This window comes from Paenibacillus sp. FSL P2-0121 (genome assembly GCF_037975345.1).
GTDB classification, from domain to species: domain Bacteria; phylum Bacillota; class Bacilli; order Paenibacillales; family Paenibacillaceae; genus Paenibacillus_AQ; species Paenibacillus_AQ odorifer.
Map to the genome: position 1 here is coordinate 2462802 of NZ_CP150245.1, position 14977 is coordinate 2477778.

The 14977-nt window shown below is 44.2% G+C and carries 10 protein-coding genes and 1 tRNA gene; 9 read left to right on the forward strand and 2 right to left on the reverse strand.

The window, feature by feature from the left end:
* Window positions 1–121 precede the first annotated feature (121 nt).
* Window positions 122–2437 carry an endo-1,4-beta-xylanase gene (locus MKY54_RS10665; RefSeq protein ID WP_339190438.1) on the forward strand — a complete coding sequence of 772 codons (2316 nt, stop codon included), beginning with the start codon at window positions 122–124 and terminating at the stop codon, window positions 2435–2437.
* Between the two features lie 337 nt (window positions 2438–2774).
* Here the strand turns inward: MKY54_RS10665 and MKY54_RS10670 are convergent, their stop codons facing one another.
* Window positions 2775–4490, reverse strand: a complete 1716-nt coding sequence (locus MKY54_RS10670; protein WP_076125049.1) for an ABC transporter ATP-binding protein — start codon at window positions 4488–4490, stop codon at window positions 2775–2777.
* 286 nt (window positions 4491–4776) lie between these two features.
* Between MKY54_RS10670 and MKY54_RS10675 the strand changes: the two genes are divergently transcribed.
* Window positions 4777–5955, forward strand: a complete 1179-nt coding sequence (locus tag MKY54_RS10675; protein ID WP_248549329.1) for an MFS transporter — start codon at window positions 4777–4779, stop codon at window positions 5953–5955.
* A 91-nt stretch (window positions 5956–6046) separates the two neighbouring features.
* On the opposite strand, the gene MKY54_RS10680 is transcribed toward MKY54_RS10675, so the two are convergent.
* Entirely contained in the window at window positions 6047–6808 is a 762-nt protein-coding gene (locus MKY54_RS10680; protein WP_339190439.1) for a methyltransferase domain-containing protein, read from the reverse strand.
* A 237-nt stretch (window positions 6809–7045) separates the two neighbouring features.
* Here MKY54_RS10680 and MKY54_RS10685 point away from each other — a divergent pair.
* From MKY54_RS10685 to MKY54_RS10715, 7 genes are all read left to right on the forward strand, one after another.
* Window positions 7046–7129, forward strand: a tRNA-Leu gene (locus tag MKY54_RS10685).
* 173 nt (window positions 7130–7302) lie between these two features.
* Window positions 7303–7743, forward strand: a complete 441-nt coding sequence (locus tag MKY54_RS10690) for an OsmC family protein (protein WP_076125055.1) — start codon at window positions 7303–7305, stop codon at window positions 7741–7743.
* 57 nt (window positions 7744–7800) lie between these two features.
* Window positions 7801–9489, forward strand: coding sequence for a dihydrolipoyl dehydrogenase (lpdA, locus tag MKY54_RS10695; RefSeq protein WP_076308285.1), 1689 nt, complete (start codon window positions 7801–7803; stop codon window positions 9487–9489).
* A 188-nt stretch (window positions 9490–9677) separates the two neighbouring features.
* The gene (locus tag MKY54_RS10700; protein WP_339190442.1) at window positions 9678–10091 is read left to right on the forward strand and encodes a MarR family transcriptional regulator; all 414 of its coding nucleotides are present in this window, start codon (window positions 9678–9680) and stop codon (window positions 10089–10091) included.
* A 690-nt stretch (window positions 10092–10781) separates the two neighbouring features.
* Complete coding sequence (locus MKY54_RS10705; protein WP_076133666.1) at window positions 10782–11111, forward strand: helix-turn-helix transcriptional regulator; 330 nt, start codon at window positions 10782–10784, stop codon at window positions 11109–11111.
* Window positions 11108–11665 carry a DUF2812 domain-containing protein gene (locus MKY54_RS10710; protein WP_339190443.1) on the forward strand — a complete coding sequence of 186 codons (558 nt, stop codon included), beginning with the start codon at window positions 11108–11110 and terminating at the stop codon, window positions 11663–11665. The genes MKY54_RS10705 and MKY54_RS10710 overlap by 4 nt, the downstream gene beginning before the upstream one ends.
* 205 nt (window positions 11666–11870) lie before the next feature.
* A complete protein-coding gene (locus MKY54_RS10715; protein ID WP_076278625.1) occupies window positions 11871–14975 on the forward strand; it encodes a PAS domain-containing hybrid sensor histidine kinase/response regulator in 3105 nt (1034 codons plus the stop codon).
* The last annotated feature ends 2 nt before the right edge of the window (window positions 14976–14977 follow it).

A 14977-nucleotide genomic window follows, 5' to 3' on the forward strand; every position in this document is an offset into this window, starting at 1 on the left:
CTCCTGAGGATAGGCTCTGATTTTTTTTATGAGGAAGGTGGTGTGGCCCGAGCGGTATCGGGGAACAGGAAGAAACGAAGCCATAAGGTTCGAACCTAATTCAGAAGGGAGAATCGAAGCGATGAAAAAAGGAACTTTTTTGAAAGCGCTTAATTTTGTTTTGGTTTTATGTTTGCTTGTACCTGTGTATTGGGCTGCACCCGCACATGCGGAGAACACGCTTATTCAGCAAAGCGATTTTGAAGATGGCACTGTTCAGGGCTGGAATGGACGTGGGGAAGTTGAGGTGCTTACAGCCAAAACAGATGCGGCACGCAGCGGCACATATGGCCTGGAGGTAAGCGGCCGAACAAAAACGTGGCATGGACCTTCACTGGATGTGACTAGCCAGCTGGAAGTAGGACAAACTTATGTGTTTATTGGATGGGTGAAGCTGCCTGCCGGATCATCTAACGCGAATATCTATATGTCACTGCAGCGGACATTACCTTCTACTATTCATTATGACAATTTGACCTTTGGTGCAGTGACAGCGAACGGTTGGGTGAAGCTTCAGGCGCAGTACAAGCTATTGGAGCCGGCAGATCAGCTTTCTATTTATTTTGAAGTGCCGGGTAGCGCGACAACTTCTTTTTATTTGGATGATTTTCGATTGGAAAAGCTACCGGATCTCGGTCCAATTGTCATCGAGGATGCGATTCCTTCGCTGAAGGATGTGTTTGCAAACAAATTTCTGATCGGCTCGGCGTTTACGAATAGTGAGCTGCTGACAGCTCCGGATCGGCAATTGTTGGCCAAGCATTTTGATAGTGTGACGCCAGGAAATGTTCTGAAATGGGACAGCACGGAGCCGCAGGAAGGTGTGTTTAATTTCGCTGAAGCTGACACGGCAGTAGCTTTTGCCACCGCAAATGGACAGCAGGTACGTGGACATACCCTAGTCTGGCATTCGCAGACACCGGATTGGGTGTTCCGTGACGCCAGCGGTAATTTGGTCTCCAAAACGGTGTTATATGAGCGGATGAAGAGTCATATTAAGACCGTTATGGAACGTTATAAAGGTGAAATCTATGCTTGGGATGTCGTCAACGAAGTGATTGACACTTCGCAATCTGATGGCATGCGCCGCAGCCTGTGGTACCAGATCGCGGGTGAAGAGTATATTGAGAAGGCGTTCCAGTTCGCTCATGAAACTGATCCTAACGCAAAACTGTTCATCAATGACTACAATACCCATGAGCCAGCCAAAAGCCAAGCGCTATACAATCTGATTGTACGACTTCAGTCTAAAGGGGTTCCTATTGACGGAGTAGGGCATCAAACGCACATTAGTTTGTATTATCCTTCGCTCTCTGAAATCGAAAATTCGATTATCAAGTTCAAGGCTTTAGGGCTGGAAACTCATATTACTGAGCTGGATATTAGTGTGTATTCTGATAATTCTCAAGCCTATGAGACCTTCCCTGATAATTTGAAGCAGCGCCAAGCGGCTTTATACAAATCATTATTTGAGATCTTCCTGCGGCACACGGATACGGTCACGAATGTCACTCTCTGGGGAAAGGATGACAGTAATACTTGGTTGCGCACTTATCCGGTAGCCCGTAACAATTGGCCTTTATTGTTCGATGAGCGCCTTCAATCTAAGCCGGCCTACTGGTCTGTATTGGAGACAGTGGCAGCTCCCGTAGTTCCAGCAGCTCCTGCTAACTTGAATGCAGCTGCGGGCAATGGGCTCGTGAATCTTAGCTGGAGCACCTCGGCGGGCGCGACTTCCTATACGGTGAAACGGTCACTTACGAGTGGTGGTCCTTATACCGCTCTGACTACGGCTACCGGGACGAGCTATAGCGATGCGGCGGTTAGCAACGGAACGACTTATTATTATGTTGTGAATGCTGTCAATAGTGCGGGTACGAGCAGCAATTCTGTACAAGCGATGGCTACACCGCAAGGCTCGGGGCCTGTCGAACCGTTCACCGGGCTTGCAGTGGCGTATCGGACAGCGGATACTAACCCAAATGACAACCAGATGAAGCCCTATTTTAATATTAAAAATAACGGCACAACTGCAGTCGATCTTAGCGAGCTGAGCATCCGTTACTGGTATACGATCGATGGAGACAAGCCGCAATCCTTTTTCTGTGATTATGCCCAGATCGGCAACAGCAAGGTAGCAGGCAGCTTTGTAAAGCTGGACACGCCACGAACGGGAGCAGATTACTATTTGGAAGTGAAATTCAATGCAGGTGCGGGCATGCTTGCCGCTGGAGGAACTTCCGGGGATATTCAGACCCGGATACACAAGACAGATTGGAGCAATTTTAACGAGGCCAATGATTATTCGTTTAATTCACTTCAGACCGCTTATGCGGATTGGAACAAGGTGACCCTTTATCGGAACGGGGTGCTGGTATGGGGAACAGAGCCGCAATAGCGAAAGTAGGAGAACTGAGCTTTAATTATGCCGTTTTTAATTTTTAGGGAAAACCTCCCTGAAAATAGCTATTTTTGCTGGTTACTTAGCTTTTCAGGGAAATCCTCCCTAAATATCGCCTGAATTCCACTATTATGAGTAAATTGGGGTGAATTGCGGGAGGTTTTCCCTGATTGCAAGGGTTAGAGCAATAAACCAAAGAAAATCAGGGAGGAATTCCTTAATCAAGCATCACGTTTGCTGCAAATAGAGGAGTTACGTGAAAAAGCAAGCCTAGTCGCCAAAAACATGGTGACTAGGCTTGCTTCATTTTTGCCCAGCTGTGGCAAATTACTTTTTAAAAATTATATTGCGCCTGATGCAGACGGCTGTAAATTCCACCAGCATGGACTAATTCCTCATGTCTGCCTTGCTCAGCGATTCCTTCTTCATTCACGACCATAATCCGGTCGGCATTTTTGATTGTCGTCAAACGGTGAGCGATGACGAGTGTGGTTCTGCCTACGGACAGATCAGCCAGGGATTGCTGAATCGCGGCTTCGGTCTCTGTATCCAGCGCGGAAGTAGCTTCATCCAGAATCAGAATCGGCGGATTCTTGAGGAACATGCGAGCGATAGCCAGGCGCTGCTTTTGTCCACCGGACAGCTTCACACCGCGCTCCCCGATGACTGTCTCCATTCCATCTGGCAGATTCTGAATGAGCTCCTCCAGATGAGCACGTCGCGCAGCTTCCCAGATTTCAGGCAGCTTTGCATCCAGTTTCCCATAGGCGATATTCTCGCGAATTGTCCCGGAGAACAGGAAAACATCCTGCTGCACGATCCCGATTTGTTTGCGCAGCGATTCCAGCTTCATGTCACGGATATCGATGCCATCAATCGTGATGGCCCCGGCTGTGACATCATAGAAGCGCGGAAGCAGGCTGCAGATTGTTGTTTTGCCTGCGCCGGACGGCCCAACAAAGGCAATGGTTTCGCCAGCCTTTACGTTAAGGCTTATATTTTGCAGAACCGGACGATTCTCTTCGTATCCAAAAGATACATCCTGGAATGTAATATCACCGCGCAAAGCGTTGATCTCCACGGCATCCGGTTTGTCACTGATGTCAGGTTCCGTGTCAATGATCTCCAGATAACGTCTGAAGCCGGCAATTCCTTTAGGATAACTTTCGATCACGGCATTGATTTTCTCGATAGGGCGGAAGAAGATATTAGACAACAAGATAAACGCCACAAATTCACCGATTTGCAGCTCGCCATTGATAAAGAACCATGCGCCGCAGATCATCACCAGGATGGTAATGAGGCGGGTCATCATATAGCTGACGGACAAGCTTCTAGCCATGATTTTATAAGCCATAAGTTTTGTTTTGCGGAACATTTGATTATCTACTGCGAATAGCTCTTGTTCATGCTGCTCATTGGCAAAAGATTGCACGACCCGAATCCCGCCGACATTGTCTTCGATACGGGCATTGAAACTGCCTACATTTCCAAATAGCTGGCGATAAGTTGAAGTCATATTGCGGCCGAAGTAGATGATTACCCAAGCCATAATTGGAACGATAATAAAAGTAATAATCGCCAGCTTCAGATTAATATCAGCCATTAGGAGAAAGGCTCCGACAAGGGTCATGATTGCAATAAATACATCCTCAGGACCGTGATGCGCCACTTCGCCGATATCATTTAAGTCATTGGTGATTCTTCCGATTAGATGGCCTGTTTTATTATTATCAAAGAATCGGAACGAGAGTTTCTGAATATGGTCAAACATTTTTTTGCGCATATCAGTTTCGATATTTATGCCCAGCATATGACCCCAGTAAGTGACAATATACTGCATCACCGTATTTAAGGCGTAAATCGCCAGCAGCGCAACACAAGCGATAAGAATAAGCGGCCAATCTTGACCAGGAAGCAAATCATCAATAAATTTATTGACGGCTACCGGAAAAGCCAGTTCTAGCAGTCCCGCAAAAACAGCGCAGGAGAAATCCAATATAAATAATTTTCTATACGGACGATAGTAGGAAAAAAATCTTCGAAGCATTCTGTTCACTCTTTTCTGTGGTTTAAATATGAGTTCAAATGAAATTGATTCTCAACTACCCGATGATATGGATACTAAAGATGGTCAGCGGTTTTGTCAATAATTCGGGTATAAAATTACTTAAGGGTTGTAACTTCTAATAGAATAGTAGATGATGGTTCATAGTGTTTAAAATATTTCAAATCCTTGACAAGCTCTGTGCTTGGCGGGGTTATTTGTTTGTAATTTAGGAGGATACACGATGAAAGCTTCACAAAGCGAAGGACACATTCAGAATAATAGCTTAATGGACAGCAAATATGATCGCTGGCTGCTTGTGCTGGGAATTATTTTTATCGCTGCAGCGCTGCGGGCTCCATTTACTTCTGTGGGTCCATTAATACAATTGATTCAGGATGACCTCGGCTTATCCAATACTCTAGCAGGAGCTATTACTACTTTACCATTATTGGCTTTTGCCATCTTGTCCCCGTTTGCTCCAAAGCTGGCCCGCCGTTTTGGTTTAGCTAATGTGTTATTAGTTGCCATGGTCATGCTGGCTATGGGGATTCTAATTCGCTCGGGATCTGGAGCAGGTCTGTTGTTCACAGGTACTGCTATACTTGGATTATCTATTGCCGTGTGTAATGTACTGCTTCCAGGTCTTATTAAGGGGAAGTTTCCTCACAAAATCGGGCTAATGACAGGTATCTACACGGTTTCTATGAATTTATGCGCAGCTATTGCCTCAGGAATTAGTGTACCGCTGGCAACGAATGCTGGATTCGGTTGGAGAGGGACCTTGGCCATCTGGTTTATGATCGCAGCTCTAGCAACAGTGTTCTGGATTCCGCAAATGCGTAAGCTTAATCAAGGAACCGGCTCTAAGAGTGCAGCCTCAAGCAAAAATATGTGGCGTTCATCTCTTGCTTGGAAAGTCACGATCTTTATGGGCTTACAGTCACTGCTTTATTACGTCTTTATTGCCTGGTTTTCGGTTCTTCTCGGTGAACGGGGAATGTCGTCGAGTAATGCGGGTTGGTTTCTCTCGCTCATGCAATTGGCACAGCTACCCTTTACTTTCTTCGTACCGCTGTGGGCAGGCCGGATGAAGAACCAACGTATTCTAGTTATAATCACTGCTGTTCTTTATTTCATCGCATTAGGTGGCATCTGGCAAGGCAGCGGCGCTTTAATGGCTGTCTGGGCGGTATGCTTTGGTATTGCCGGAGGATTTGCCTTCGGTCTTGCGATGATGTTCTTCAGTCTAAGAACAAGAAGCACGCAAGAAGCGGCGGAGCTGTCAGGAATGGCCCAATCTGTGGGTTATGTACTGGCAGCAATGGGACCGGCATTATTCGGCTGGCTGCATGATGTAACGAACAGCTGGACGGTGCCATTGATTTTACTGCTGGGTGCAAGTGTGCTCTTGATGGTTGTGGGACTTGGCGCTGGCAGTGATCGGTACGTTGGAGATAGAAAATAGGATCCCGTGTAAAAAGAGTGTGCTAGCGCGTGTTAAGCGCCAGTGCACTCTTTTTTTGGCTATTGAACATGAGAAGGATTTCTTATCTATTCTAGCTTCGTTTGTAAGCAACAATCCGGATTCTGCGATAATCCATTACCCAGCGGCCGTCCTGATATAGCTTGGGTTTCAATTTCTGTTCCATAGAAGAGAGAACTTCTGCGCGTTCGGTGGGTGTGAGCACACTTAAGATTCCATCGGCAAAAGTATTCAGCCACCGCTGAAATCCTTGCTCCAAGCCTTCCAGTGGTGTTGGTCGGTCAAAACAAAGAGCGAGGTCCACGGTCAGTCCGTGCTTCTCTAGTAGAGTTGCATACTCGCCAACGCTTGGAAAGTACCAGGGCAAATGCAGCTTATGACTACAGCCAATGGCTGCAAAAGCTTGTGGAAGGCCAGCGACGATGGAAGCAATATTGCCCAGTCCACCGAACTCGGCCACGAAACGGCCGCCTACCCGCAGGCTGGCAACAATGGACGCCGCCGCTCCGTTTACGTCTGTTAGCCAGTGAAGGGCAGCGTTGCTGAACACAGCATCGACTGGCTGTTCCGCGACATAAGTTTGCCCATCAGCTAAGACAAAGCTTAGATGGGGATGTTTGTCATGGGCTGTCTGAATCATTTCGGCAGAGGCATCAATACCTGTCACAGTGGCACCCCTAGCAGCAATGGCTGCCGCCAAATCCCCGGTTCCACAGCCCCAATCGATAATCTGTTCGCCTGGCTGTGGGTGAAGCAGCTCAATCAATGATTCTCCAAACTGAGACACAAAGGCCATATCAGTATCATAGGTTTGGGTATTCCACTGCTGGTTCATAAGTATTCATCCTTTCTATTGATCGATTATTCCGACATCTCCGTCATAGCGCCTTACTTTATCTATGTTGTACCATAGGAGGCTTTATAATAGAAATATATAAACTGAATAATATTGATTGGTTGTGCCTATGAGTCTATATGAAGCCTATTTCAATAACACAAAAACCTTGCGTTTTAAGTGCAGAGGGAGTATAGTATTATGTATAGGCGGTTTTGGTCGCCAGTTACATAATATGCGGTCATGGCGGAATTGGCAGACGCGCTGGCTTCAGGTGCCAGTGGTAGCAATATCGTGGAGGTTCGAGTCCTCTTGACCGCATCCTATCAACAAAAACAGGTTTCTGATTTACCTATTCAGGTAGATTGGAAACCTGTTTTTTTTATTGAATCAGGTTCGAGTTCTTCTTCGAAAAAATACTTACTTAGCTAAGTATTGATATTCACCGGTTACTATGTTATTATTTTCACAATCTTAAGGAGGAGGTAATACATATGTTAACTACTTTTAAAGCGACAGCTAAAAAACTGCCTAATGGAATGCAAGTTGAAACCAATTCTAGAGGTTTTAAGATTATTATGGACGAACCAGAGGATTTGGGGGGGACCGATGTTGGTTTGAATCCCGTCGAGGCGTTATTGTGTGCCTTTGGTGCATGTCAGTCCATTGTCGCTAGTGCCTTTGCAGACGCTAATGATTTTAGCTTCGAAGAATTTTATGTTGAACTTGAAGGAGACTTAGATCCGGATGGTTTCATGGGTCTTGCAGATGTGAGAAATGGTTTCCAAGAAATTCGTTTTGTTATGCATTTTAAAACCAACGAAAGCCAAGAAAAGGCAGATGCTTTTGCAGACTTTATCGAGAAGACATGTCCTGTTGGAGATTGTCTTGCTAACGGTGTGAAGCTGGTAAAAGCAGGCGTAGTCATTCACTAATACATTCGCTTGAGGGGGCTCTTTATGAGTCCCCTCAAGGATATGAGGAGCATAACGATGGAAATAAAAATGTCTATGATTCCAGGTGGCAAAAAGGGGAAAGCAGGCAAGATAAATGTAAATATCGGAGACAAGATATCTGCAGGAGATACCTTGGTACAGATTGAAACTGGAAAAGGTAACAGATCGATTGAAGCGGCAGAAGAGGGGATTATTATCAATATATTGTTTGAAGAGGGGAGCGAAATTGCCTCAAATCAAGTCTTATTTGAAGTAAATCCGATCCAGGTGGAGGCTCCGGTCCAATCATCTGTCCCACAACCTGCAGTCGCCGTGCAACAAACTCATGCTATAAACCCTGACTTGCTTATCATTGGAGCAGGACCAGGAGGTTACGTTGCCGCTATTTATGCAGCAAAAAAAGGACTTCAGGTAGCGATGATTGAGAAAGAAGAATTAGGAGGTACCTGCTTAAATGTTGGCTGTATCCCTACAAAATCTTTAGTCAAATCATCTGAAATCTGTCATGAAATAAAAAACTCCTCTTTGTTTGGTATAACAACAGGATCTGATCTTCAAGTGGATATGAAGCAGGTTATTCGTCGTAAAAATGAAGTCAAAGAGAAATTGGTCTCCGGCGTTGGTTATTTAATGGAAAAAAACGGTGTTCAGGTTGTTCGCGGCCACGCTTCGTTCCTATCGGCGCATGAAGTGAAGGTAACCGGCGAAAATAGTTACCGTATTTCAGCAAAAAATATCATTGTGGCAACAGGCTCGAGGATTTCCAAGGTGAATATCCCAGGAATTGATCTGCCATTTGTAATGAACAGTACTGAAGCGCTCGCCTGCGAAGAGTTACCAAAGGTAATAACTATCATCGGTGGCGGGGTTATCGGCATGGAATTCGCCTTCATTTACCGTAACCTAGGAGTTGAAGTTCATGTTGTAGAATTTATGGACCGTCTGCTAACGATGCTGGACAGTGATATTTCGGTAGAAATTATGTGTTTAGCTCAGCGGGCTGGGATTCATATTCATACCAACTCCAAAGTTTCCAAAATCCAACGTGCGGATGATGGTCAGGCGATTGTAACCTATGAGAATAGTGAGGGTGAGCATCTGCTAGTTAGTGAAAAAGTATTGGTCGCTATTGGACGCGAGCCTAACCTAGAGGGTCTGGATATTGAAAAAGCAGGTATTCAACTAAATGAACGTGGTAAAGGTATTGCCGTTGATAAACAAATGCGTACGAATGTAGAGAATGTGTATGCGATTGGCGATGTAACTAACATTATTCAGCTTGCTCATGTTGCTTCACATCAGGGCATTACGGCTGTAAACACCTTACTCGGCGAATCCCAAGATATGCATTATTCCGCGGTACCGAATGTAATTTTCACCTCTCCAGAGATTGCCAGCGTCGGGCTGTTGGAAGATGAATGTAAGGAGAATGGGCTGGACTATCGCGTGAGTAAGGCATCTTTTGCAAGTAACGGAAAAGCATTGACTATGAATGAACCGGAAGGTTATATCAAATTAATCAAAGATAATGGCTCCGGAAAGATTGTGGGAGGGTCTATCATTGGTCCCGATGCGTCTTCTCTGATTAGTAGCCTTACACTTGCGATTGCCAATGGGCTTACGGAACAACAGATTACACAGACAATCTTTGCCCATCCAACTACTGGGGAAGTAATTCATGAAGCTGCATTCGGTTTAGGAATTGGGGCGTTGCATCAAGGATAAGTTGTTCTATGTATCTCGGGAGACGGATCCCCTACTGCAGCCTAAATAAATAAACTATTTGATCGCTTGAAAAGTATGTTCAGCTTCCTTAATATATTTTGCTATAATAAATTAGAAAAGAGTTGATTATTTTAAGATAAAACAGTTGGGATTGGTTGGTGTAAACATTGTTTAATTTAGATGACTGTATGGCCTTTATTGCAAACCGTAGTGCAAAAATATTCGCGGAAGCCTTGGAAAAGGAATTTCGGCCGTATAATATGACCCGGAGCCAATGGATTGCGATGTATTACATCTATACCAGTGAATCCATTACCCAGAGAGAACTAGCAGATAAAATGTCTATAAAAGAGCCCAGCGTAGTCAGGCTGCTTCAAAAACTAGAATCTGAGGGTTTCTTGCATCGCTCTGGCACCCATGCGGATAAGCGAGTCAAGCAGTTGGAATTGTCAGATAAGGGAGTACAGATCTATCTCGATTTACTGCCAGTTGCCGAAAAGTTTAAAGATGATACGATCACCAATATTTCCGAACAGGATCTTCAAACGTTTAAAATTGTACTAGGTGTCATGGTTGAAAATGCCTCAAAAGAGAGACCATAAAAAACTATGCAGAACAAAATAAAGAATAGGTCAGGTTGGGTATGTTCTTTTTTTACATATCTTATCTGGCCTATTTTTTTGTATAGACTTTTGTAGTTTTAGTATATGTACGAACAGTGTCTGCCATAATCAGATAGTTTGAAACGGTAAATTTGTTTAGAACATCAAAGTATCAAAGGAGAATCTTGTGGGGGAGTACCACATTTTCAGAGCGTTGGTTGGACTATTAACCCCGTGACGAAACTTTATTGAACAGTGTCTGCTAACGGAGTGTAGTGTCTGCTAACGGACCGTATGGCCGCTATTATTGATATTTGGCACATTTTACAGGGGTTTCGGACTGCATAGCGCTTATTGCTAAGGAATCGTGTGAAAAGCGAGTGTTTGGAGACGAATAGCTGCATCTGAGTCCGAACGTAAGCTGAAACACGCTTTTTTTCGGAAATAGCGGCATCTCAGTCCGATACATCATAATGAGGAAGGTATAGTTGCCACGGTGGGAGTATCTAGTTGCTGAGTAGCCCCCCAACAAATCCGTCCTAGCTAAGTGCTAGGCGTTTTTTTGTTGCGCTCATGATCGCTGCGATGAAAAAAATGGGTGTTTTTGTATTGACAATTATATCGGCTTCCGTAATAATGGTATTACGGAAGCCGATATATCGACAACAGTAATAGAATGGGGATGAAATGATGCCTGAAAGCACAGAAAGAGGCGCATTAACTGAAGCTGTATTTTATATCTTATTGTCTCTATATACAGCAATGCACGGATACGCAATTATGCAGAATGTGAAGGACTTAAGTAACGGTCGGGTTGATCTCGGCGCAGGCACTTTATACGGAGCACTTAACACTTTACTGGAAAAAGGCTGGATAAAAGCAGTGGAAGGGGAGCAAGGTTCCCGCAGAAAAGAATATGAAATTACCGGCTTAGGAAAGTCAGTGATTCAGGGAGAGATTATCCGTCTGGAAGAATTGATAGCGAATGGGAAGAGAATAGCTGGAGGTGAGTCCAAATGAAACATGTGGTTCGCAAGCTGATTTGGGATTATGAGAAGGAAGAAAAGTGGCTTAATGAAATGTCTGCGAAGGGGTTGGCTCTATCAGAATTATCCTGGTGCAAATATGTGTTTACAGAGACCCCCAATAATGAGTACACGTATAGAATTGAGCTTTTAGATAACTTGCCGGATCATCCGGATAGCATCAAATATCTCAAGTTTTTAGAGGAAAACGGTATAGATTGTGTTAGTACTTACATGCGCTGGGTTTACCTCAGAAAGAAGTCAGTGGAAGGTCCGTTTGATATTTACACAGATCTGGAATCCAGAATAAAACACTATAAGCGAATCAACAGGTTATGGAAATCTGTAATGTGGCTAGAGTTGATTTTAGGTCTATTTAATGTGATGATTGGTGTAATAAATTATTCTTTTTCATCACAGAATCTCAGTATGGTAAACGTAATAATGGGCGGAATGTTGATTTTGTTAGGTCTTGCTTTTTTAATTCTTGGTGCACCTATCCGTAAGAAAATTAAGAAGCTTCAACTGGAAAATTTGATAATAGAATAGGACTTTAGAGTTGTAACATGCACACACGGCAAGTTTCCTTTTCAGAGGGAGACTTGCTGTTTATTTTTGCGGAGTTTTACTGCGAAATTTACCAGTCTATCATTTAGGACTCAACTATCAAGCTTATTTACCGAAAAAAAGGTATACTGAAATTATTACAAGTTTGTTAATATAGTCCCCCATTTTCAAAAGAGGAGGCTTACAGGTGTCTGATTTTCTTTTTAAACAGCTATACTTACGGTCTTCTATCGGGATTGCGGTAGTCTCTCCGAAGGACGGGACGTTATTACAATCGAATCCTGCGCTATGCCAAATGTTTGGTTATGCAGAAGAAGATCTTTTGAATATAAATTATCTGGATCTTGTGTATCCGGAAGATAAAACTAATAACGATCATTCCGTTATCCTGAACGATTTGCTAGCTGAGCCTGGGACTGCATTGGAGAAAGAACGGCGGTTCTTGCGTAAGGATGGAGAAATCATCTGGGTAGCCCAACATATATTTTTAATCTATCAGGAGAATTCCAGTGAACCCTATGTCCTGATTTCTGAGTTAACGGATATCACTGACCGAAAACTTGCTGAACAAAAGATTCATGAAGATGAGCAGTTATATAATTTGATTACGAAAAATACACCGGATATGATTTCTTTTGGCGATCCTGACGGGACACTGCACTACGTATCTCCCTCAGTGGAGCTGCTATTAGGTTATTCTGCACAAGAAATGATAGGTACCAAAAGACCCGAGTATTATCACGTAGATGATGCTCTAGAGATGATTGAACAAGGTAAGATATATTCCGATACGGACGTATTTACTCGTAGAGCCCGTCATAAAGATGGACATTATTTGTGGATAGAGAGTTCTTCCCAAGTGGTACGTGATGAGCAGGGGAACGTTAAACAAATATTAACCATTGGTCGTGATATTACTCAGCGCAAGAAATACGAGGATATGCTGGCTAAAGCGCAACACCTTGCGAAGATGGGATCCTGGGAATGGGACATGACAAAATCACGGCTGACGGTTTCCAGAGAGATGCGTAATATTTTTGGCTTTTTGGAAGATGAGAGCAATCATTCTTATTTTGATTACAGACGTGTTTTTGCTTGCATTGATCCTGACGATTTCATCAGACTTGAACGGTTAGTACATCAATCCATGGAGAATGGGACTAATGGCGAAGTAACGGTCCGTATTCATAGTGCGGATGGAGAGCTGAAATATCTGGATGCGCACTGGGAAGTGATTACGGATGAAGAAGGAAGACTGCTGCAGATCAGCGGGATAGCCCAGGATGTCACCGAACGTCAACGAATGGAAGAACAACTGCGGGAAAGTGAGCAGAACTATCGTCTGATCTCAGAAAATTCTATGGACTTCATTTCACGTAATGCAGCGGACGGGAGCTTTACCTATCTTTATGCCTCACCCATCTGCCAGACTATGTTTGGCTATGCACCAGAAGAAATGTGCGGAACTAGAGGGATTGATTACATACATCCGGAGGACAGAATCAAATTAACTTCATATCTCAGCAATTGTATGGAGGGGAAGAAGCTTGAGCCTGTTATTCTCCGGTTTATTTGCAAAGACGGAACCTGTATTTGGACAGAAACGACACTGCGGTATATTTACTCTGAGACCTGCGGGAATCAGGAGCTTGTCTGTGTAACCCGCGACATTGGGGAACGTACGCGTCATTTTGAAGAAATACAGAAATTAAGTAACGAGTATGCGCTGATCTTGAATTCGGTCTCTGAGGGCATATTTGGGATGAACCTTGAAGGCAACACGATGTTCATTAATCCAGCAGCCATTACTATGTTGGGTTTCGATCCTACTGAGTGGGGAAACAGCAAATTTCATGCGATTCACCAAACCTGGCTGGATAACGAGTCTTTTACAGGAATTCAGAAGACGCTGCTTCCTTCGCGCTCCAATAATCTCACTATTGAAGATAGGGAGGGTGTGTTTTGGAGGCAGGATGGTTCAAGCTTTTTAGTCAGATATCGAATGACCCCACTGTTTGATGGTGATGAACGGATTGGGGCGGTTGTCGTCTTTCGTGATATCACGGAGGAGAAGGAGATTGTGCGGGCGAAGGAGTCTGCCGAGGAAGCGGACCGGGCAAAATCGGAGTTCCTAGCGATCATGAGCCATGAGCTGCGTACGCCTATGAACGGTATTATTGGGATGGCTGATCTTTTATCTGGGACGGAGCTGGATGAAGAGCAAAGCTACTACACACAGATCATTAACAAAAGCGGAGAGGCATTGCTTCATATTCTGAATGAAGTGCTGGATTTCAGCAAAATTGAAGCAGGCATGATGACGCTTGAACTGCAAATGGTGGATTTGCATGAAGTGATACAGAACGTTTGTGAACTGTTTTATCCGAAGGTTAAGGAAAAAGGGCTTTTACTTACTAGCGAGTTATCTCCTGAGCTTCCAGCCGTCATCATGACTGATGGGGCGAGATTGCGTCAAATTCTCGTAAATCTGGTTGGGAACGCAGTGAAATTTACGGAGACAGGTGAAATCAGTATCTCTGTTATGCTAGAAGCCTCAGAGGCATCCGGAAATCTTATCGTGAAATTTGTCGTAAAAGATACTGGGTTGGGGATTCCAGTTTCCAGCCAAGGTCTATTATTTCAATCCTTCTCGCAATTGCATCCGTCGATCAATCGTAAATATGGCGGAACAGGGCTTGGCCTTGCCATTAGTAAAAAGCTGGCCGAGCTTCTTGGCGGATCTATCGGTGTAAATAGCTGTGAGAATGAAGGCTCGGAGTTTTATTTTACAGTGGAGGTTTCTCTACCCAAAGAGGAATGGGATCAGAAATTGACCGTCAACGCCTCAACGGATTTGGTCAGAAATGATAAATCCACTGTTAAAGAGTTAACTACCGGTGAATATGGACCGATGTCCATTCTTATTGCTGAAGATCATCCTGTGAATCAGCAGCTTATGCAGGCGTATCTGAAAAAGAGGGGATATGTTCCTGACATCGCCTTAAATGGTGAGGAAGCAGTTCGGGCTGTGCTTTCCAATCATTATGATCTGGTATTTATGGATATTCAGATGCCTATTATGGATGGAATAGAAGCAACAGGAATCATACGTGAGAAGCTTGGGCTGAATCCAATCATCATTGCGGCTACAGCCTTTGCCAGAGATGAAGATAAGATGATGTGTCTTAGTGCTGGAATGCAGGATTTCATTTCTAAACCCATCTCGATAAAAGAGCTCGACCGGGTATTAAGAGAGTGGTCTGCCCAAATTCGTTTAGGTGAGCATCATTGACA